Here is a 19,410-nt window from a genome sequence, read left to right as displayed (position 1 = left end):
CACTCGTACGCCTGTGGAGGCTTCATGTCCCGTGCGCCCATGTGGCGCGCGGTGGCGGCGCTCGCCGTCATCGCGACCTCACTGCTGCTCGCCCTCACCATGGCCCCGCGCCTCGGCCTCGACCTGCGCGGCGGCACCCAGCTCGTCTTCGAGACGAAGGACTCTCCCACGGTCAAGGCGGACGCCGACGCCACCGACCGTGCCCTCGACGTGCTCCGGCGCCGGGCGGACGCCCTCGGAGTCGTCGATCCGACCCTGGTCCGCTCCGGCGAGAAGCGGATCATCGTCGAACTGCCCGGCGTTCTCGACCCGCGCGAGGCCGCCTCGGTCATCGGCAAGACCGCCCAGCTCAACTTCCATCCCGTGCTCGGCCCCGCCGAGGCCGGCGACAAGGACGCGATCGCCGACGAGACCGGCCAGAAGCTGAAGCTCGGGCCGGTCGCGCTCAGCGGGGCCGGCGTCACCGACGCCGCCGCGCGCACCGACCCTCAGATGGGGCCCGGCTGGTTCGTCACGATCGACTTCAAGGAGCCCGGACCCTGGCGGGAGCTGACCGGCAAGGCGGCCTGCGCGCCGGTCGGCGACCACAAGCGCCGGGTCGCCATCGTCCTCGACAACGAGATCATCTCCTCGCCGCAGGTGGACGAGTCGACCGCCTGCGAGGCGGGGATCCCCGGCGGCACCACGCGGATCACCGGGTCGTTCACCGCCGAGGAGGCGCAGAACCTCGCGGTGCTGGTCAAGGGCGGCTCGCTCCCCGTGCCGCTGGAACTGGTCGAGCAGCGCACGGTCGGCCCGACCCTCGGCGCCGACGCCATCGCCGCGAGCGCCAAGGCCGGCGTCGTCGGGGTGATCCTGACCGCGGTGTTCATCGGCATCGTCTACCGGCTGGTGGGCGTGCTGGCCGCGGTCGCGCTCGCCTGCTACGGCCTGATCTCGTACGCCGGCCTCGTGGCCATGGGGGCCACGCTCACGCTGCCCGGCCTGGCCGGGTTCGTCCTGGCGATCGGCATGGCGGTGGACGCCAACGTGCTGGTCTTCGAACGGGCCAGGGAGGAGTACGGCGAGGCGCCCCGCCGGGGTCTCAAGGCGGCCCTCGAACGCGGCTTCAAGAACGCCTGGAGCGCGATCGCCGACTCCAACATCACCACCCTGCTCGCCGCCGGGCTGCTGTTCTGGCTGGCCTCGGGGCCGGTGAAGGGCTTCGGCGTGACACTGGCCATCGGCGTGCTGGCCTCGCTGATCTCGGCCATGCTGATCACCCGGGTGCTCGCCGACGCCCTGATCCGCAGGATCGGCCCGCGGGCGTCCGGCATCGGCTCGATCGGCCGGGTCAGGACCTGGCTGACCCGGCGCGACCCGGATCTGATGCGGGGCAGGCGGCTGTGGCTCGCCGTCGCGGCCGGGCTGCTCGTGCTCGCGGGGGCGGGGCTGGTCACCCGCGGCCTGAACTACGGCGTCGAGTTCACCGGCGGCCGCATCGTGGAGTTCGGCACGAGCAGGCCCGTCGACGTCGGGGCGGCCAGGCAGGCGGTCGCGGACGCCGGGTTCCCCTCGGCCGTCGTGCAGCGGTCGGACGACGCGATCTCGGTGCGCACCGGGCAGATCAGCGCCGACGACGTGGTCCGTGTGGAGGAGGCGCTCGACCGCAGCGTGGGCGAGGTCACCAAGCAGCGCGACGAGCTCATCGGGCCGAGCCTGGGCGAGGAGCTGCGCCGCAACGCGATCATCGCGCTCGCCGTCGCGCTCGCCGCGCAGCTCGCCTACCTGGCGTTCCGGTTCCGGTGGACGTTCGGCACCGCGGCCGTGGCGGCGCTGTTCGTGGACGCGGCCGTCGTCATCGGCACGTTCGCCTGGCTGGGCAAGCCGATCGACGGGGTGTTCCTGGCGGCGATGCTCACGATCATCGGTTACTCGGTCAACGACAAGGTCGTGCTGTTCGACCGGGTGCGCGAGCTGTGGCCGATACGGCGCGGCGAGCCGTTCGGCCGCGTGGTGAACGCCGCCATCCTGCAGACCGCGCCGCGCACGGTGAACACCGGGCTCGGGGCGCTGTTCATCCTGGCGGCGCTGGCCGTGTTCGGCGGCGACTCGCTGCGGGACTTCGCCGTCGCCCTGCTGATCGGCATCGTGGTGGGCACGCTGTCGTCGTCCTTCGTGGCCGGGCCGGTGGCGATCGCGCTGGAGCGGCGCTCCAGCCAGCCGCCGCCGGCTCCCGCCGCACCGCGGGTCAAGCCCGCGCGGCGCGACGGCTCCGGCGCGGTGGTCTGAGGCCGGCGCGGTCCCCGGGACGGGACGCCCGTCCCGGGGACCGTGCGGCTACGGACGGCCGAGCGCGCGCAGCTGGGCGGGCGTCAGCGCGGAGACGTTCTGGTCGATTGGCGAGTCGGTGTACTGGTGGATCGCCCAGGACTTCCAGTCGGCGGGCGGCGTGATGTCGCCCGGCGCCTTGCTGTAGTGGGCCACCCAGAGCGGGTAGTCGCCGAGGCCGCGGCCGTACTTGTCGGCGAAGTTCCAGCCGCTGTAGAACATCGGCTTCGTCCCGGTCTTGGCCGTCACGTACTCCAGCCAGGCCCTGGCCCACTCGTTGACGTGCTCGACCGACTGGCCGTCGCTGGTCTCCAGGTCGAGCACGAGGATGTCGCCGGGCTTGCCCGGCTGCGAGCCCACCACGTCGAGGAAGTGGTCGGCCTCGGCGATGGGGTCGTTCGAGGGATGACCGTAGTGGTAGACGCCGCGGACGATGCCCTTCTTGTCCAGCTCACGCCAGTGCCGGGGGAAGGACGAGTCGACCCAGGACGTGCCCTCGGTCGCCTTGATGAAGCCGAACTGCGCACGGCTGTTCATCCAGTCGTGGTCGGCCTCGTAGCCGGAGACGTCCTGGCCGTACGTGTGCGGGTTGGCGTAGGCCGGGGCGGGCAGCGCCACGGCCGCCGTGACGCCGGCCGTGGCGGCCGAGACCGCGAGGGCCGCCGCCGCGAGGGCGGAGCGCAGGCGCCGGCCGGAGGGCCGGCGGCCGAGGGAGGGGCGATGGGTGGACATGTCGGGGCTGACTCCTTGCTTCCATGCCGCCTACCGGGTTAGCTGACGGGTTCGGGCAGGAAGTGCCCTACGGGCGCATCTGGGGGCTGCTCCCGATTCACCCCGGAGAGAAGTGGGTCCCCGGCTCCGCTGATCGCGGATTCGGCGGCCGCACGGTCATGGGACCGCGCGGACCGGGCAACGACACGGCAAGGGATCCGGAACCGGAAGCCGGTGGGTACCCCGAACCGTGTGCCCTAAAGGTACACACACCACCAGAATGGTGTAAACGGGACAAAACACGTCTTTACCTGCGACAACCCGGACCCGCCCATGGAGACGGGGGCCGGAGGCCCCCCGACCCGGCCGAGCAGGGTAAGGATCATGACTACCGACGGTAAGTAGTCATCGGATCACGATCCGTGAAAGAGTCCGTCTCCGGAGAGATCACTCTCCTCCCCTCCCCCGAAAGCAGGGCCGGGATGTCGGCGACCGACGGAAGTGACCATGTACTCCTCCCCGCGGCGGGCGATGTGAGAGGCGTGCCTCATCACGTGGCCTGCGTCATGGATGGGAACGGCCGATGGGCCGCGCAGCGGTCGCTGTCCCGCGTCGAGGGGCATCGGGCGGCGGAGGCCGCCGTGATCGATGTCATCGAGGCGGCCCACACGGCCGGCGTCGGGTGGTTGAGCCTGTACGCCTTTTCCACCGAGAACTGGCGGCGCCCGGCCGCCGAGGTCGACGACCTGCTCCGGCTGATTCGCCGCGCCATCCGCAAACACGCCTTGTCCCTGCACATGCGCGGGATCCGCTGCCGGTTCCTCGGTGTCACCGACCCGCGGATCCCGCCCGCGCTGGCCCGTGACATCGCCGATCTGACGGCGCTGACCCGCGACAACCGGCGGATGACGTTGACCGTGGCGTTCGACCACGGGGGCCGCCGCGACATCGTGGAGGCCGCCCGGTCGCTGATCCGCGACGGTGTGCCGCCCGAGCAGGTCACCGAGGAGAGCTTCGCCCGGCGTCTGCCCCACCCGGACATGCCGGAGGTGGACCTGGTCATCCGCACCTCCGGAGAGCAGCGGATCTCCAACTTCATGCTGTGGCAGGTGGCCTACGCCGAATGGGTCTTCCCCCGGGTGCTGTGGCCGGACTTCCGCGCCGGGCACTTCTGGGAATGCCTGGAGACCTACCGGCGGCGCGACCGCCGGTTCGGCGGGGTGCGGGCACCGGCCCTGACAGGAAAGGAATGTCGATGAGCCACGCCGAACCCGCCGGAACCGACGCCGATCCGCTCGGCCCGGGATCGATGCTTCACCGGTTGACCCACCAGGCACGCTGGGGGCTGGTGGCGAGCCGGGCCATCGTCCTGGAGGCCGCGTACCCGCAGATCGGCGCCGCGCTGATCACCAACTCGACCTTCGTCGCACACCCGTGGCGGCGCCTGCGCAACACCGTGCTCAGCGCGCAGCGGATGGTCGACCCCGACCCCCGGGTGCGGCAGCGGGAGGCGGCCCGGCTCAACCGCCTGCACGCCCGCATCACCGGCGCCGACGCCGAGAACCGCCCGTTCAACGCCGCGGATCCCGAGGCACGCGCCTGGGTGGTGGCGACGCTGTTCGAGTCCTCGGTCACGATGTGCCGGCTCAGCGGCGAGTCCCTCGACGGCCCCGCCCTGGACCGGCTGTACGCCGAGTTCCAGGCGTTCCTCGCACTGATGGACCCCTACGGCGGCAAGCTTCCGCCCACATTGCGGGAGTTCTGGCGCTACTACACGTCCGTCGTGGAGGAGCGACTGGAGAACACCGAAGCGGTCCACGTCATCCTCGACCGCCTGTTCGCGCAGGTACCCGCGCCCCCTCTGCTCCGCGATCAGCCGGCCGTGTGGGCGGCGGGCAGGGCGATCGCCGGGCCCACGGCCAGCGCGATCATCGTGGCGTCGCTGCCCGAGTCGCTCCGCGCACGGCTGGGGGTCGCCGAGGTGCCGGGCACGCGCACGCTGATGCAGGCCACCTGCCTGTCCACGAGTCTCGCGACCCGGCTGCTCCCCGAGTCGTGGACACGGCTGGACACGGTCATGACCATGCTCGACCCGGGCTACGCGCCCCAACGCGGCGGCGAGGCGCTGGCGGGGCTACGCCGTGGCGTGGCGAAAGCCGGGGCGCTGCTGCGCCTGCTCACGCCCGGTCAGGAGACGGCGGCCGCCGGCGACTCGGCGGTGCGCTCCGCCTCGCGGTTCTTCTCCGAGGTGCTCGACCAGACCGGCGACGGCCGCCTCGGCTGGCCCGACCTCGCCGCGATGGCGCGGGAGATCGCCACCCGGCTCGACCTGGACACCCAGGACGAGGAACGCCTGTTCGCCGCCTTCGCCGACTGGTGGCGCGAGCTGCAGAAAGAGCTGGACACCGACGGCGACGGACGCATCACCCGCGACGAGTACGCCGCCGCGGCGGCCGCCATGGCCGGCTCCGCCCTCATCCGGATCGCCGAGGTCCTGTTCGACGTCACCGACACGGACGACGACCAGGTCATCGACGCCCGGGAGTGCCGGGCTCTCTTCCGGACGGCCTTCGACCAGGACCCGGGCGGCGGCGACGCCGGCGAGCGGCTGACCCGTGGCGAGTTCGTCCGCCGGTTCCTGGACTTCATGGCCGGCCGCCGCCACTCCGGCGTCTACGACCAGATGTTCGCCCAGTCCTGACGGCCTCCGGCGCCCTCGCCGGGGAAACGGCACTCTCAGATCATCGAGCGCATCGGGCCGTGCGGCGGCTCGATGCCGAGCTGCGTCAGCGCGGAGACGTGGAAGACCGAGCCGGGCACGTGGATCGCGTGGGCCAGCCCGACGTGCGCGTCCCGCCAGAAACGCTGGATCGGGTTGTCCACGCGCATCGCGTTGCCGCCCGACCGCGCCACGATCTCGTCCATCGCCCGCACCGCGCGCCAGGCCGCCTGGACCTGGGTGCGGCGGCCCACGGCCCGCTCGTCGAAGGTCACCTCGCGGCCGGAGGCCACGATGTCGTACATCCGCGAGGCGTTGTCGAGCAGCGCCGAGCGCGACGCCGCGATCTCGGCGGCCGCCTCGCTGATCGCGTACAGGACGTACGGGTCGTCCTTGATCCTGGTGCCGGTGATCTGCACGCGGCTCCTCTGGTACGCCATGTGGTGCGCGAGCGCGCCCTCGGCGATGCCGACGACCGCGGCGGTGATCCCGAGCGGGAACGCCGCGGAGAACGGCATGTGGTAGAGCGGGTTGGTCAGGCCGGCCTCCTTGGCCTGGCTGCCGTCCACGACCTTGTTGTACGGGATCGTCCGGTAGTCGGGGACGAACGCGTCCTTGACGATGATGTCCTTGCTGCCGGTGCCGCGCAGGCCGACGACGTTCCAGGAGTCCTCGACGATCTCGTAGTCCGACCGCGGCAGGATGAGGTGCAGCGAGGCCGGCGGCTGGGCCATCTTGCCCTCGGCGTCGCCGAGCATGCCGCCCAGGAAGATCCAGTCGCAGTGGTCGGTGCCCGAGGAGAACTGCCAGCGGCCGTTGAAGACGTAGCCGCCGTCGACCGGCCGGGCGATGCCCATCGGCGCGTACGGCGAGGCGATCCAGGTGTCCTGGTTCTCGCCCCAGATCTCCTGCTGGACGCGCGGGTCGGCGAAGGCCATCTCCCACGGGTGCACGCCCACGACGCCCGCGACCCAGCCGGTCGAGCCGTCGAGGCTCGCCAGCTTCATGATCGTCTCGGCGTAGTCGCGCGGGTGGAACTCGAATCCGCCGTGGATCTTCGGCTGGAGCATGCGGATGACGCCCGCTTCGCGCAATACCTTGGCGGCCTGGTCGTCCAGCCGGCACAGGGTCTCGTTGGAGGGGCCGAGGGCGCTGATCTCCTCGGCGCGCTGGGTGATCGCTTCGAGTACCGGGTTGGCCATGGCTGTTCTCACTTCTTCGCCGCGAGGGCGACTGCGATTTCGATGAGCTGGTCTTCCTGACCGCCGATGAGCTTGCGGCGCCCGGCCTCCATGAGGATCTCGGCGCCGGACACGCCGTACTTCCTCGCCTGACGGTCGGCGTGCTTGAGGAAGCTGGAGTACACCCCGGCGTAGCCCATGGTCAGGGTCAGCCGGTCGAGCAGGCACTCGCCGTCCATGATCGGGCGGACCACGTCCTCGGCTGCGTCGATGATCTTGAGGGTGTCGATGCCGGTGCGGATGCCGAGCTTGTCGGTGACGGCGGCGAAGGCCTCCAGCGGCGTGTTGCCCGCGCCGGCGCCGAACCGCCGCACCGAGCCGTCGATCTGCTTGGCCCCGGCCCGTACGGCGAGGATCGAGTTGGCCACCCCGAGCCCGAGGTTCTCGTGGCCGTGGAAGCCGACCTGGGCGTCGTCCCCCAGCTCGGCCACGAGCGCGGCGATCCGGTCGCTCGTCTGCTCCATGATCAGTGCCCCGGCCGAGTCGACGACGTAGACGCACTGGCAGCCGGCGTCGGCCATGATCCGGGCCTGCTCGGCCAGGACCTCCGGCGGCTGGCTGTGCGACATCATCAGGAACCCGACCGTCTCCAGGCCGAGCTCCCTGGCCAGCCCGAAGTGCTGGATCGAGACGTCGGCCTCGGTGCAGTGGGTGGCGATCCTGCAGATGCTCGCGCCGTTGTCGGCGGCTTCGCGGATGTCGTCCTTGACGCCGACGCCGGGCAGCATCAGGAACGCGATCTTCGCGCGCCTGGCCGTGGCGACCGCGGCCTTGATGAGCTCCTGCTCGGGCGTGTGGCTGAACCCGTAGTTGAACGACGAGCCGCCGAGGCCGTCGCCGTGCGTCACCTCGATGACCGGCACGCCCGCCTCGTCCAGCGCGGCGACGATGGACCGTACGTGCTCGACGGTGAACTGGTGCTGCTTGGCGTGCGAGCCGTCCCGCAGGCACGAGTCGGTGACCCTGATGTCGAGGTCGGCGCTGTAGGGCATGGGTCGGTCTCCTTACGGGTGGATGCGCTGCGCGAAGCCCTCGCCGACCTTGGTGGCGGCGGCCGTCATGATGTCGAGGTTGCCGGAGTAGGGCGGCAGGAAGTCGCCCGCGCCCTCGACCTCGACGAACACGGCGACGCGGGCGAGCCCGCCGCTGACCGCCGTCGGGTCGTCGAACTGGGGCTCGGTCCGCAGCCGGTAACCGGGCACATAGGAGGCGACGTCGGCGGCGACCTCTTCGATCGAGGCCGCGATCGCGTCCCGGTCGGCGTCGACGGGGATCGAGCAGAAGATCGTGTCCTGCATGAGCATCGGCGGCTCGGCAGGGTTGAGGATGATGATGGCCTTGCCCCGCCTGGCGCCGCCGATCGTCTCGATGCCGCGCGCGGTCGTCTTGGTGAACTCGTCGATGTTGGCGCGGGTGCCGGGACCCGCCGACGGAGAGGCCACGCTGGCCACGATCTCCGCGTACGCCACCTCGGTGACCCGCGAGACCGCGTGCACGATCGGGATCGTCGCCTGGCCGCCGCAGGTGATCAGGCTGACGTTGGGGGCGTCGAGGTGAGCGCCGAGGTTGACCGCGGGCACCACCGCCGGGCCGAGCGCGGCCGGCGTCAGGTCGACGGCCTGGATGCCCAGCTCGCGGTACTTGGGCGCGTTCTCCCTGTGCACGTACGCCGAGGTCGCCTCGAAGACGATGTCGGGCCGCTCGTCCCGGCCGAGGAGCCAGTCCACGCCGTCGGCCGAGGTGATCAGGCCATGGTCGGCGGCCCGCTTGAGGCCCGGGCTGCCGGGGTCCACACCGATCATCCAGCGCGGCTCGATGTGCGCCGAGCGCAGCAGCTTGTACATCAGGTCGGTCCCGATGTTGCCCGAGCCGACGATCGCGGCGGTCGCCTTACTCATGGAAGTCCTCTTATCCGGATTGTCGAATCGAGCGGTCTTATTCGAATCGAGCGGTGACGGAGCCGAGCCCGGCGAACTCGGCGCGGAAGACGCCGCCGGGGCGTACGTCGACGGCTTTGGTGCAGGACCCGGGGAGGATGACGTGCCCGGCCTCGAGCTTGACCCCGAACGAGGCGACCTTCCTGGCCAGCCAGGCCACGGCGGTGGTGGGGTTCCCCAGCACCGCGCTCGTGTTGCCCCGGGTGACCTCGGTGGTGTCGTCAAAGGGGCCGGTTCCGTTGTAGAGCACGGCCTCGATGTCGGCCAGATCGAGGCCCTTCGGGCTCACCCTGGCGTCGCCGAGGATCACCCCGGCCGAGGACGCGTTGTCGGCGATCGTGTCGGCCAGGCGGATCCGCCAGTCCGTGATGCGGCTGTCGATGAGCTCGATGCTCGGCACGACGTACTCGGTCGCGGCGAGCACGTCCTCCTCGGTGCAGCCCTCGCCGGGCAGGCTCGCCCCGAGCACGTACCCGATCTCGACCTCGATCCGGGGGTAGCAGTAGCGCGCGGCCTCGATCGGCTCGTCCTGCGCCAGCACCATGTCGTCGAGCAGGTGGCCGTAGTCGGGCTCGTCCACGCCCATCATCCGCTGCATGACCGGGGAGGACAGGCCCACCTTGTGCCCGTACACCCGGGCCCCGGCCGCCAGGCGCCGCCGGATGTTGGCGAGCTGGATCTCGTAGGCGTCCACCACGTCGATGCCGGGGTAGGCGTCGGTCAGCGGCTCGATCGGCGAGCGGTCCCGCTCGGCGGCCCGCAGCCGCCCGGCCGCCTCCGCCCGCAGCGCCTCGTCCAGCATCGGGTCCTCCTCGTGTCCTGCTGATGGTCAAAGGGTCGCGTCACGGCCGCCGCCCCGCCCGCGCCTCTCCCGGTGAGTGGGAGCGGAGCCGCTCCGTGCGAGGTCAGGCGTCGTAGGTGATCTTGAGCCGGTCGCTGAGCGGGATCGCCTGGCAGCCCAGGATCAGGCCGTCGGCGAGGTCCTGCTTGTCGAGCACGGTGTTGTGCTCCAGCTCGACCTCGCCCTCCAGCAGCACGCACGCGCACGCGCTGCACGAGCCCTCACGGCAGGAGAACGGCGCGTCGAGGCCGGCCTCGAGCAGCACGTCGAGCAGCTTGTTGCCGCGCGGCCAGGTGAGGGTCCTCGTCTCGCCGTCGAGCTCGACCTCGACGGTGCTGACGGGACCCGCCGCGTCGAGCACCACCTCGGTCTCCGCGAACGGGTCGCCGGCCAGCGACTCGAACCTCTCCACGTGCACGCGCTCGGGCGGCGCGCCGTGCCGGGTCAGCACGTCGACGGCCATATCCATGAACGGCCCTGGCCCGCAGACGAACGCCTCCCGCCCGGCGTACGGCCGGGTCAGGGCGGCCAGGCCCGCCGCAGTGGGCAGGCCCTGCACGGACTCCAGCCAGTGGATCACCGTCAGCCGCTCGCCGTACCCGGCGGCCAGCGCGACCAGCTCGTCCCGGAAGATCACCGAGTTCTCGTCCCGGTTGGCGTAGACGAGCACGACCGAGCCGGTCCCGGCGCGCAGGCACGACTTGAGGATCGACATCACCGGGGTGACGCCGCTGCCGCCCGCCAGCAGCAGCAGGTCCTCGTCCAGCGACGCGGGGGTGAACAGCCCCGACGGCCGCAGCACCTCCAGCACGTCGCCCTCGGTGACGTTGTCGCAGATCCAGTTCGAGCCGTAGCCGCCCCGGGTGCGCTTCACCGTCACCTTGAGCTTGTCGTCGCACAGCGGCGAGCTGCTCAGCGAGTAGCAGCGTGCGGCGCCCTCCGGCCGGGTGGTCGGCACCCGGATCGTCAGGAACTGCCCCGGCTTGTACGAGAACTTGGACGGGTCCCCCTCCGCGGGCTCGAGGACCAGCGAGTGCGCGTCGGCGGTCTCCTCGACCACCTCGACCACCCGGACCTTGAGCGCTCCCCCCTGCGTCATCTCCCCCTCCGTGTCGCGGCGGCGTGCCGCGCGGCGATGTAGCCGAAGACGATGGACGGGCCGATCGTGGCCCCCGGCCCGGCGTACTCGTTGCCCATCACCGACGCCGAGGTGTTGCCGGTGGCGTACAGGCCCTCGATGGGCGCGCCGCCGGCCCGCAGCACCCGGCCGTGCTCGTCGCACACCAGACCGCCCTTGGTGCCGAGGTCGCCGACCTCGAGCCGGAACGCGTAGTAGGGCGCCTTGTCGATCACGTCGAGGTTGGGGTTCTGCAACGTCGGGTCGCCGTAGTAGCGGTCGTAGGCGCTGTCGCCGCGGCCGAAGTCCTCGTCCTTGCCCATCCGGGCGAACCCGTTGAAGCGCTGCACGGTCTCGGTCAGCGCGCCCGCCGGGACGCCGATCTTGTCCGCGAGCTCGGCGAGGGTGTCCGCCCGGAACGCGATGCCCTGGTCGTAGAACTCCTGCGGGATCGGCATGCCCGGCAGGATCTGCGCGAACGGGTAACGCGCCCGGGCCTTCGCGTCCATCACGAACCAGGCCGGGACGTGGCCGCCGGCCAACTGGTCGTGCACGAAGTTCACGTACGGCGCGGACTCGTTGGTGAACCGCCGGCCGTCCCGCGCGACGATGACCGACGGCGGGATGGCCCGCTCGGACACCAGCGGGATCGTCGCCCCGGCCGGATGCCGTACGGCCGGCATCCACCAGGCGTCGTCCATCAGGTCGAGGGCGGCGCCGACGCGCTCGCCGGCGAGGATGCCGTCGCCGGTGTTCTCCCTGGCGCCCATGCCGAAGTCGGGCCGGGCACCCTCGGGCAGGTACCTCTCCCGCAGCTGCGTGTTGTGGTCGAAACCGCCGGTCGCCAGCAGCACGCCGTACCGGCCGCGGACGCGGATCGTCCGTCCCTCACGCTGGGCCACGATGCCGGTGACCGCGCCCCCGGCGTCGGTGACGAGGTCGGTCATCGGCGTCTTCAGCCACAGCGGGATTCCGGCGTCCTTGAGCGCCATGCGCAGCCGGGCGACCAGGGCGCGCCCGCCGGTGGCCATGTGCCTGCGGCGGATCACGTTGGACGACACCCGCCAGGCCGCGACGACCGAGGCCCAGCGGCCGCGCCAGGTGCGCTTGACCATGGCCAGGTCGTGGTAGTCCTTGGCGGTGATCCACAGGCCGAGCGGGCCCTTCATGTTGTTCGGCCGCTGGTACTTCTCGTCCTCGCCCAGCTTGCGGGTGTCGAAGGGCAGCGCCTCGATCGAGCGGCCGAGCGGCCTGCCGCCCTCGTACTCGGGGTGGTAGTCGGCGTAGCCCTTCACCCAGAAGAACCGCATCCACCTGCTCTTCTCGAGCAGCTCCATCGCGGCCGGGCCGTTGTCGACGTACGCGTCGAGCCGGGCGGCCGGTACGCGGCCCTCGGTCAGCAGGTCGAGGTAGCGCCGGATCGACTCGCGGCTGTCGTCGTGCCCCTTGGCCCGCAGGGTCGGGTTGTTGGGGATCCAGATCCCGCCGCCGGAGATGCCGGTGCTGCCGCCGAACTTGCCGCCCTTCTCGACCACCACGCAGGACAGCCCGCTGTCGTGCGCGGTCAGCGCGGCGGCCATGCCTCCACCGCCGCTGCCGACGATGACGAGGTCGAACTCCTCATCCCACGTGGTCACCGCTCGTCCTTCCGGGTGAGGAAGGCCAGCACGACACTCTCCCAGGCGGCTTTCTGCTCGATCATCACCCAGTGGCCGCAGTTGGGGAAGACGTGGACCTCGACATCGGGGACCGTACGCATCGGCAGGAGCGCCATGTCGACGGGGCTGACCCGGTCGTCGCGGCCCCAGGTCACGAGAGTCTTCGCCTTCAGCTTGTGCAGCATCGCCCAGTACGGCGGGGTGTCCGACTTCGCGGCGGCCTTCTGGCCGGCGGCGAAGGCGGCCTTGCCGTACATGCGGCGCGCGGCGGCCAGCGTCTCCGGCTCGGTGGCGAGGGCCCAGCGCTCCTCGATCAGCTCCTCGGTGACGAGGGCCGGGTCGTACACCATGGAGTGCAGCCACTGGACGAGCCGCTCGCGGGTGGGCTCCTCGGTGAACTCCATCAGGAGCTTGATGCCCTCGCCCGGCGAGGGGCTGAAGATGTTGCGGCCGATGCCGCCGATGGTCACGAGGCGGCGGATCCGGTCGGGGTGGGCGAGCGCCACCTGGGTGCCCACGATCCCGCCCATCGAGTTGCCGATCACGTCGGCCTGCCGGAGTCCGAGCCCGTCCAGGAATCGGATCACCGCGCCGTTCGCGGCCATCATCGGGTGCTGGTCGGTCGGGTCGCTAACCCCGAATCCGGGAAACTCCAGCACCAGGCAGCGGAAGTGCTCGGCGAACGTCGCCAGGTTGCCGCGGTAGTTGCGCCAGCCGGTCACCCCGGGGCCCGAACCGTGCAGGAGCAGCAGCGGCGGGCCCTGTCCGGCCTCGTGGTAGCGCAACACGCCCTGGTCGGTCACGAGCTCCCGCAGGGTCGACTCGTAGGTCAGCTCCGTCATTGTCCGTCCCGAATCGCAGTGTCGGATCCCGTGACGCTAACTGGACAGACGGCGCGAACAGGGCGATCATCCCGATCAGCGAGACCGGGACGGGCAGGCCCCGTGACCTGCCCCGACCACGCCCCGCCCGTACGCGTCTTCCATTGACCGGGATCCCCTTGTGATCCGTCCCGAAGGGGGTTTGTAAGTTCGTTACCTGAGGTACCGACACGCACGCGAGGTGAGTCCATGACCGCTGCACCGGCCGACCCCGAGTTCACCGAGGTGGCGCCGCCCACGCCCGCCGAGTTCCGGCGCGCGCTGGGCATGTTCGCGAGCGGTGTGACCGTGGTGACGGGCCTCGACGACGGCGAACCGGTCGGCTTCGCCTGCCAGTCGTTCGCGTCGGTGTCACTCGAACCGCCGATGGTCCTGTTCTGTGCCGACCACAGGGGCCGCGCCTGGCCGCGGATCAGGAGGTCGGGCCGCTTCTGCGTGAACGTCCTCGGGGAGGAGCAGGTCGATCTCTGCGGCCGGTTCGGCTCCAGCAAGGGCGCCAAGTTCGCCGGGCTCGACTGGGACCTGTCGCGGTGGGGCACCCCGTCCCTGCGGGGGGTGCTGCTGCGCGTCCACGGCGAGGTGCGCGACGTGCACGTCGCCGGCGACCACGACGTGGTCATCGGCCACGTCCATGAACTCGAACCCGTCGTCACCGAGCAGCGCCCGATGCTGTTCTTCCGCGGCCGGTTCGGAGTGGACCAGGACGACCCGGCCACCGCTCTCGGCCCCAACCTGTGGGGCTGGGGCGACCACTGGGGCTGATCCCCTCCCCGTGGCGGCGACCCTGCGCCGCATCCCCCGAGACGGCCCCCACTCGGGGTGAGCATCACCAGGAGGAAGGGTGAGCCGTGGATCAGCGTGCCGCCCCTGGGCAAGCGGATCGAGCCGGAGAACCTGGAGGCGCTGAAGGAGGAGATCCGAGGAGATCCACCGCCGCTGGGGGGCGTGATTGACCTGCTGGACCTGAAGGCCGGGTGATCCGCACCGTCTTCATCTGCGACTACCTCGCCGACGAGGAACTGCGCCGCGAAATGCACGAGGGCCTGAACATGGTGGAGAACCGGAACTCGGCCAACAAGGACATCTTCTACGGCAAAGCCGATTCCGCACTGCCTGTTCGGCTGCGCCGACGCTGGTGTAGGGCCGTATCCGAAAGGCCCCGTGCTGTCCGGTGGCCAGTTGCCCGCCCACGTCGCCGGCGGTGTGATGAGGACAGACAGCCGCCACCTTGTGGGGAGATGGCGGGTCCGGCTGTCGGATCGGGATCAGCTGGGCGCGGACTCAGATCGTCGGTTTCGGTGGTCGGCCGCGAGGTGTTCATGAGGTGTCGTTGCTGGTCTCGGTGTCGCCGGGCGAGTGCTGAGGGGACGGAAGCAACAGGCGGCGCTCGCTGTGGGCGGGATCGTTCGCTGCGGTGACGAACGTGTCGAAGCGCATCGTGCAGCGGCGAAGCTCGGTGTACGCCTCCCACGCCGGGACGCCCGGGGTGTTCGGATTTCCGGTGCGGACAAAGGCTGCCACGGCCCGCCGGAAGGCGCGGCCGATCGGTTCGACGCCCGCGGGGTCGACATCGCGGAACATGGGAGAGGCCGACCAGGCTGGAAAATTGTCAAACAGCATCGGAATATCCACGGTGTGGCAGGCACCCAGGGCCGATCGCCAGTCCACCTGGTAGACGAAGCCAGGATGACCGTGACGGGCGCGCGCCTCGGCGACCTGAAGGGCCGGAAGCCTGACCAGACGATCGGTGGTGATGTCGGCCAGGACTTGAGACGCGGACGCGCCGGGCCGCCGGGCCGCGTAATGGTCATAGACGACCTGTGGGGCCGCGCCGGGCGCCAGGCGTGCAGCGAGTTGCAGGACGGCGTCGCGGGTGATGGCCGCGGACGCGGGGTCGATGGCCAGGAACGGGTTCATCTCCTCGGCCGTGGCGCCGATCAGGACGTCGATGCCGGAGGCAGCACCAGCGGCGACGGCGGGCAGAACAGGCCCGGGCAGCCCTGGGGCGCCGGCAATCGGATGCATCGGCGGGGCCGGGGCGCCGATGCGTCGCCGGCCGCCGTCGGCGACGAGTCGCTGATATCCGATGATCAGCTCTTCGGCCGAAAGGTCTCGCAAACGGTGGGCTGTCGCGATGCTCAGGCCCAGGAGACGCAGGTATTCCTCTCCGGCCTGTTCGGCTTCGTGCGGGGTCGGCATCGCGATGCCGACGGGGCCGCTTTGGGCGAAGACCCGATGGAAGAGGCCTGCGGCTGAGGGGGAGCTCAGCAGCGCCACGGCGGTCACCGCACCTCCGGACTGACCGGCCACGGTGACGCGGTCGGGGTCGCCGCCGAAGTCGGCGATGTTCTCCTGCACCCAGCGCAGCGCCGAGATCGCATCCAGAAAACCCATGTTGCCCTCGGCGATGCCCGGGACACGCAGGAAGCCCAGCGGACCGAGCCGGTAGTTCGGCGTGACGACAACGATGTCCTCGGCGGCGGCCAGATTGTGGCCGTGGTAGCCGGGCCAGGCGCTGGAGCCGCTGAGCCAGCCGGAGCCGTGGATCCATACCAGCACGGCCCGGGGCTTGCCGGTGACGCCAGGGGTCCAGACGTTCAAGGTGAGGCAGTTGTCCTCGGCCTGGCCCAGCGTGGGCGAGCCGGTGAGCAGTTGCATCGCATCCGCAGGTTCGGCCGGGTTGGCGGGTGGCTGCGGAGCGGCAGGGCCGAAGGCGGTCGCCGGACGGACGCCTTGCCACCGGGCGGGCGGCTGCGGAGCAGCGAAACGCAGCTTGCCGATGGGGGCGGCCGCGAAAGGCACGCCGAGGAAGGAGGCAACGCGCCCGTCCCAGCTTCCCTGAACAGCGCCCTGCTTGGTGGTGACCACGGGGTGGCGATAGTTCATGACCATCCTTGGGAAGGAACGTTCGTTCTCATGACTTCAGCACATCCCGGGCACGGTTGACAAGAACGAACGCTCATTCCACCCTCGGAGGGTGCCCGTCTCACACAGTCCAGCCGCGGACACGCGCCGTCAGCACGTCCTGGCGGCCGCGCGCCGCTGCTTCCTCGCCAACGGCTTCCACGCAACCTCCATGCAGGACATCTTGCGTGAAGCACAGATGTCGCCCGGCAACCTCTATCGGTATTTCCCCGGCAAGGACGCCATCGTGCTCGCGATCGTGGAAGCCACCTTGGCCGAGGTCACCGCCGCGTTCGAACAAACGCTCCTTGACGAGCCGCCCTCATTGCTGCAGGCGCTCACCGAGATCCTGCGTGCGATCGAACGGCTGGACGACGACGAGGGCACGCCACGACTCGCGATCCAGATCTGGGGGGAGGCCCTGCGAAACCCGGCGATGGCCTCACTCTTCGCCGAGGCCATCACACCCGTCAGACAATGGTTCGCCCAACTCGTCGAAGCCCACCAGCATCGTGGCCTCACCTCCGGCCAGGTGTCACCGGAGCGCCTGGCCAATGTCCTGCTTGGCGCCATCCACGGGTTCATTGTCCAAAGAGCACTGCTCAAGCTCGATGCAGCCAGCTATGCCGAGGGGCTGCGAGGCCTGGTCGCGGTCCCGGCCGGCCCGCCAAACGATGCAAGCGGAACGTCTTGACCTCCGGTTCCTCACCGACCGCGGCCGCGAATCGGTGAGGCCGTCCTCCTGGACGACGAGGGAACGAAGTTTCCCCTGAGCGACAGGGCTACGTGGGTAGCGGCGCCTTCAATAAACCTTCGTTTTCTGAAGATAACGGCCGGCGCGAGATCGGCTTCACCTCGCTGCACGAGAACCTCGACACCACCCCCGGTGGCCGGCTCACCTTCCACGTCTTCGCCGGCCCCGCGACAACGAACCACCATGCCGTTTGCTCAGTCCGCGGCAGCCGCGCGGCGCGGACAGCCTTCCCTGCGATGACCAATCTCGTGATCACGCAAAGCGACAACTGCTACTCAGCGTTACTTTGCGGCTGGCGACGCGGACCCGAGCGGGGGGCCGAGACCACCGCATCCTTCCCTCACACCTGTAACTCCAGCTAATCGTGCCGTCGGGTTGCTCGACGGTCCGCAGCTACGGGAGAATTCATACAGGTTTTCGAATTGAGCGGAGGGAGACGCGGTGGAACCATCTGCGATTGACACCGAGCACCCTCCTGGTTCGAAATCGTCTGAACCGGATTGGCGCGACCGGCTGACAGCCGGCTCTCCCCTTTGGGGGTCCGCCTCGGACAAGGGCACGGATACCCCCTGTGACAGCCACTGTGACGGTCCCGGCGTCGACCACGATGCAGAGCCTCCCGGTCGCGACCGGCCTCGTCCGTCATGGGTGCTGGTGGCCTCGTTGCGGGAGTCGGCGCAGGCGTTGGCGCTGGCGCCGGTTCCGGACGATGCGGACATTTGCCTGGCCGAGGCCGAGGAGTTGTTGTTCGCCCGGGATCGGATCACGTGTGCTCTTGCGGATCGGGTGGGTCGGGTGCATCGGGCGGGGCAGGCCAGGCGGCATGGTCATGCCTCCACCCGTAGCTGGCTGCGTACCACGGGCGGGATGACGGTGGCGGGTGCGGGTCGGCTGTTGACGTTGGCGGTGGAGCTGGCCCGCCTGCCCCTCGTGCGGGAGAAGTTTGCCGCCGGCGAGTTGGCGGCGGGGGTGGTGGAGGCCATCTGCGCGGCCGTCTCCGGGTTGTCGGATGAGCAGGCCGCGCTGGCCGAGCCGATCCTGCTGGAGCTGGCGGCCAAGGCGGGCGCGGCGGAGGTGGCCAAGGCCGGCCGTTATCTGCGGGCGGTACTCGACCCCGACGGCGAGGACCGCGATGAGCGGGCCGACTACGGGCGGCGGTTCCTCCGGGTCCGCCCCGGCAAGGGCGGCGGGCTGGAAGGGGAGTTCTATCTGCCGCGTGAGCATGCCGCCCGGTTGCAGGCGCTGCTGGACGCCTACGCCAAACCGCGGGCGGAGGGTGATGACCGACCGCTGCGGGTACGCCAGGCCGATGCGTTCATGGCATTGCTGGAGGAGAAGATCGCCGCCGAGCTCCTGGTGCTGGTCAACGCCGAATCCCTCCCCACCGACCCCGTGGCCGGTCCCGCCCCCGACACCGAGCACCCCGAGAGCCCGCAGCACTCCGGGACCCCCGAAGACCCCCAGGACAGCCACGGCACCCAGGACAGCCACGGCACCCGGCACACCGAGGGCGTCCGGAACACTCAGGGCGCCGAGGCGGCTGAGTACGGCCGAGACGCCCGGCACGCCGAAAACGCCGAAAACGCCGAAGACGCCGAGACCGTCCGGCGAACCGAGGACGCGCACGCGGAGACCAGCCACCGGAGCGAGCCGCATCAGGAGCCGCAGCAGAGCTCGCCGAAGCAGAGCCCGCCACAGCCGAGCGGGCCGCAGCAGGGCGAGTCACGGCGAAACTCACGGAAGCAGTGGGAGTCACAGCGAAGCTCGCCACACCGGCAGGAGCCGCACTCGCGCGAGTCACGGTGGGGTGAGTGGCAGTCGCCTGATCCTCCCGGAGACACCTCTACCCCTCGCACCCACGCCGGGCCTCGGCCTGCGGGGGACTGCCGCCACGCGCAGGCCACGCGCGTAGACGACGGCCGTCAGCACCAGTGGCACGGCCAGGGTGCGTGCGGGTGCGGGAGGAGCACGTGGTGCTCCTCCGGCCAGGACGAGCGCGGGTGCGGGGATAGGGCGCAGTGCTCGTCCGCCATGCCGGGAACGCTGGAGGCGCCCGGCGTGCTGGGACCAGAGCCGGGGTCGCCACCGGGACCGGAACCGGAGGCGTCACCGGGAACAGAACCGGGAGCGCCGGCCGGAGGGCTGGCGGGAGATCAGGTGGGGGCGCTGCTGGGCACGGCGTTGAGGACCGCGTGGGGAACGGCGCCGGGGTTGCTGCTGGCGACCGGGCAGGTGCTGCCCATCTCCAGCCTGCACCGGCTGGCCCGCACCTCCACCCTCGTGCGCCTGGTCATAAACGCGGAGGGACAGGTCCTCGACATGGGCCGCAAGGTCAGG

At 70.7% G+C, this 19,410-nt stretch carries 17 protein-coding genes and 1 riboswitch; of the genes, 8 read left to right on the top strand and 9 right to left on the bottom strand.

Annotated elements, in window-relative coordinates:
- Nucleotides 1-24 precede the first annotated feature (24 nt).
- Nucleotides 25-2,271, top strand: a complete 2,247-nt coding sequence (secD, locus tag AAH991_RS23100) for a protein translocase subunit SecD (RefSeq protein ID WP_346227976.1) — start codon at nucleotides 25-27, stop codon at nucleotides 2,269-2,271.
- A 48-nt stretch (nucleotides 2,272-2,319) separates the two neighbouring features.
- On the opposite strand, the gene AAH991_RS23095 is transcribed toward secD, so the two are convergent.
- The gene (locus tag AAH991_RS23095; RefSeq protein ID WP_346227975.1) at nucleotides 2,320-3,042 is read right to left on the bottom strand and encodes a glycoside hydrolase family 25 protein; all 723 of its coding nucleotides are present in this window, start codon (nucleotides 3,040-3,042) and stop codon (nucleotides 2,320-2,322) included.
- 12 nt (nucleotides 3,043-3,054) lie between these two features.
- Nucleotides 3,055-3,199: riboswitch (cyclic di-AMP (ydaO/yuaA leader) on the bottom strand.
- A gap of 364 nt (nucleotides 3,200-3,563) precedes the next feature.
- On the opposite strand from AAH991_RS23095, the gene uppS reads away from it, so the two are divergent.
- Nucleotides 3,564-4,280 (top strand): polyprenyl diphosphate synthase, encoded by a 717-nt coding sequence (uppS, locus tag AAH991_RS23090; protein ID WP_346227974.1) that lies wholly within the window; start codon nucleotides 3,564-3,566, stop codon nucleotides 4,278-4,280.
- The gene (locus AAH991_RS23085; RefSeq protein WP_346227973.1) at nucleotides 4,277-5,722 is read left to right on the top strand and encodes an oxygenase MpaB family protein; all 1,446 of its coding nucleotides are present in this window, start codon (nucleotides 4,277-4,279) and stop codon (nucleotides 5,720-5,722) included. Before uppS ends, AAH991_RS23085 begins: the two co-directional genes overlap by 4 nt.
- A 35-nt stretch (nucleotides 5,723-5,757) precedes the next feature.
- On the opposite strand, the gene AAH991_RS23080 is transcribed toward AAH991_RS23085, so the two are convergent.
- From AAH991_RS23080 to AAH991_RS23050, 7 genes are all read right to left on the bottom strand, one after another.
- On the bottom strand, nucleotides 5,758-6,942 hold the full coding sequence (locus AAH991_RS23080) for an acyl-CoA dehydrogenase family protein (RefSeq protein WP_346227972.1): 1,185 nt from the start codon (nucleotides 6,940-6,942) through the stop codon (nucleotides 5,758-5,760).
- An 8-nt stretch (nucleotides 6,943-6,950) separates the two neighbouring features.
- Nucleotides 6,951-7,973 (bottom strand): 4-hydroxy-2-oxovalerate aldolase, encoded by a 1,023-nt coding sequence (dmpG, locus tag AAH991_RS23075; protein ID WP_346227971.1) that lies wholly within the window; start codon nucleotides 7,971-7,973, stop codon nucleotides 6,951-6,953.
- A gap of 12 nt (nucleotides 7,974-7,985) precedes the next feature.
- A complete protein-coding gene (locus AAH991_RS23070; RefSeq protein WP_346227970.1) occupies nucleotides 7,986-8,879 on the bottom strand; it encodes an acetaldehyde dehydrogenase (acetylating) in 894 nt (297 codons plus the stop codon).
- A gap of 37 nt (nucleotides 8,880-8,916) precedes the next feature.
- The gene (locus tag AAH991_RS23065; RefSeq protein WP_346227969.1) at nucleotides 8,917-9,720 is read right to left on the bottom strand and encodes a 2-keto-4-pentenoate hydratase; all 804 of its coding nucleotides are present in this window, start codon (nucleotides 9,718-9,720) and stop codon (nucleotides 8,917-8,919) included.
- Between the two features lie 103 nt (nucleotides 9,721-9,823).
- The gene (locus AAH991_RS23060; RefSeq protein ID WP_346227968.1) at nucleotides 9,824-10,858 is read right to left on the bottom strand and encodes a 2Fe-2S iron-sulfur cluster-binding protein; all 1,035 of its coding nucleotides are present in this window, start codon (nucleotides 10,856-10,858) and stop codon (nucleotides 9,824-9,826) included.
- Nucleotides 10,855-12,513, bottom strand: coding sequence for an FAD-binding protein (locus AAH991_RS23055; protein WP_346227967.1), 1,659 nt, complete (start codon nucleotides 12,511-12,513; stop codon nucleotides 10,855-10,857). The genes AAH991_RS23060 and AAH991_RS23055 overlap by 4 nt, the downstream gene beginning before the upstream one ends.
- Nucleotides 12,510-13,376: an alpha/beta fold hydrolase gene (locus AAH991_RS23050; protein ID WP_346227966.1), complete on the bottom strand. Its 867-nt coding sequence runs from the start codon at nucleotides 13,374-13,376 to the stop codon at nucleotides 12,510-12,512. Before AAH991_RS23050 ends, AAH991_RS23055 begins: the two co-directional genes overlap by 4 nt.
- Before the next feature lie 228 nt (nucleotides 13,377-13,604).
- Between AAH991_RS23050 and AAH991_RS23045 the strand changes: the two genes are divergently transcribed.
- The 3 genes from AAH991_RS23045 to AAH991_RS23035 are packed head-to-tail and all read left to right on the top strand — an operon-like array spanning nucleotide 13,605 to nucleotide 14,833.
- Nucleotides 13,605-14,177, top strand: coding sequence for a flavin reductase family protein (locus tag AAH991_RS23045; protein WP_346227965.1), 573 nt, complete (start codon nucleotides 13,605-13,607; stop codon nucleotides 14,175-14,177).
- Between the two features lie 57 nt (nucleotides 14,178-14,234).
- Nucleotides 14,235-14,393: a hypothetical protein gene (locus tag AAH991_RS23040; protein ID WP_346227964.1), complete on the top strand. Its 159-nt coding sequence runs from the start codon at nucleotides 14,235-14,237 to the stop codon at nucleotides 14,391-14,393.
- A complete protein-coding gene (locus tag AAH991_RS23035; RefSeq protein WP_346227963.1) occupies nucleotides 14,390-14,833 on the top strand; it encodes a Tn3 family transposase in 444 nt (147 codons plus the stop codon). Before AAH991_RS23040 ends, AAH991_RS23035 begins: the two co-directional genes overlap by 4 nt.
- Here the strand turns inward: AAH991_RS23035 and AAH991_RS23030 are convergent.
- The gene (locus AAH991_RS23030; RefSeq protein ID WP_346227962.1) at nucleotides 14,733-16,301 is read right to left on the bottom strand and encodes a carboxylesterase/lipase family protein; all 1,569 of its coding nucleotides are present in this window, start codon (nucleotides 16,299-16,301) and stop codon (nucleotides 14,733-14,735) included. The two genes, AAH991_RS23035 and AAH991_RS23030, sit on opposite strands and share 101 nt — an antisense overlap.
- 91 nt (nucleotides 16,302-16,392) lie before the next feature.
- Here AAH991_RS23030 and AAH991_RS23025 point away from each other — a divergent pair, with 91 nt between their 5' ends.
- Nucleotides 16,393-17,013, top strand: coding sequence for a TetR/AcrR family transcriptional regulator (locus tag AAH991_RS23025; protein WP_346227961.1), 621 nt, complete (start codon nucleotides 16,393-16,395; stop codon nucleotides 17,011-17,013).
- Between the two features lie 501 nt (nucleotides 17,014-17,514).
- A partial coding sequence (locus AAH991_RS23020; RefSeq protein WP_346227960.1) for a DUF222 domain-containing protein occupies nucleotides 17,515-19,410 on the top strand: 1,896 nt, incomplete at its 3' end.

It is taken from the genome of Microbispora sp. ZYX-F-249, assembly GCF_039649665.1.
Taxonomy (GTDB): domain Bacteria; phylum Actinomycetota; class Actinomycetes; order Streptosporangiales; family Streptosporangiaceae; genus Microbispora; species Microbispora maris.
The sequence above is the reverse complement of the archived record's forward strand: the minus strand, read 5'-3'. Positions and strand labels throughout refer to the sequence as shown.

What these genes read in the sequence shown, in the direction of transcription:
- secD (WP_346227976.1), top strand. Translation starts at nt 25, where the DNA reads ATGTCCCGTGCGCCCATGTGGCGCGCGGTGGCGGCGCTCGCCGTCATC.
- AAH991_RS23095 (WP_346227975.1), bottom strand. Translation starts at nt 3,042, where the DNA reads ATGTCCACCCATCGCCCCTCCCTCGGCCGCCGGCCCTCCGGCCGGCGC.
- AAH991_RS23085 (WP_346227973.1), top strand. Translation starts at nt 4,277, where the DNA reads ATGAGCCACGCCGAACCCGCCGGAACCGACGCCGATCCGCTCGGCCCG.
- AAH991_RS23080 (WP_346227972.1), bottom strand. Translation starts at nt 6,942, where the DNA reads ATGGCCAACCCGGTACTCGAAGCGATCACCCAGCGCGCCGAGGAGATC.
- dmpG (WP_346227971.1), bottom strand. Translation starts at nt 7,973, where the DNA reads ATGCCCTACAGCGCCGACCTCGACATCAGGGTCACCGACTCGTGCCTG.
- AAH991_RS23070 (WP_346227970.1), bottom strand. Translation starts at nt 8,879, where the DNA reads ATGAGTAAGGCGACCGCCGCGATCGTCGGCTCGGGCAACATCGGGACC.
- AAH991_RS23065 (WP_346227969.1), bottom strand. Translation starts at nt 9,720, where the DNA reads ATGCTGGACGAGGCGCTGCGGGCGGAGGCGGCCGGGCGGCTGCGGGCC.
- AAH991_RS23060 (WP_346227968.1), bottom strand. Translation starts at nt 10,858, where the DNA reads ATGACGCAGGGGGGAGCGCTCAAGGTCCGGGTGGTCGAGGTGGTCGAG.
- AAH991_RS23050 (WP_346227966.1), bottom strand. Translation starts at nt 13,376, where the DNA reads ATGACGGAGCTGACCTACGAGTCGACCCTGCGGGAGCTCGTGACCGAC.
- AAH991_RS23045 (WP_346227965.1), top strand. Translation starts at nt 13,605, where the DNA reads ATGACCGCTGCACCGGCCGACCCCGAGTTCACCGAGGTGGCGCCGCCC.
- AAH991_RS23030 (WP_346227962.1), bottom strand. Translation starts at nt 16,301, where the DNA reads ATGAACTATCGCCACCCCGTGGTCACCACCAAGCAGGGCGCTGTTCAG.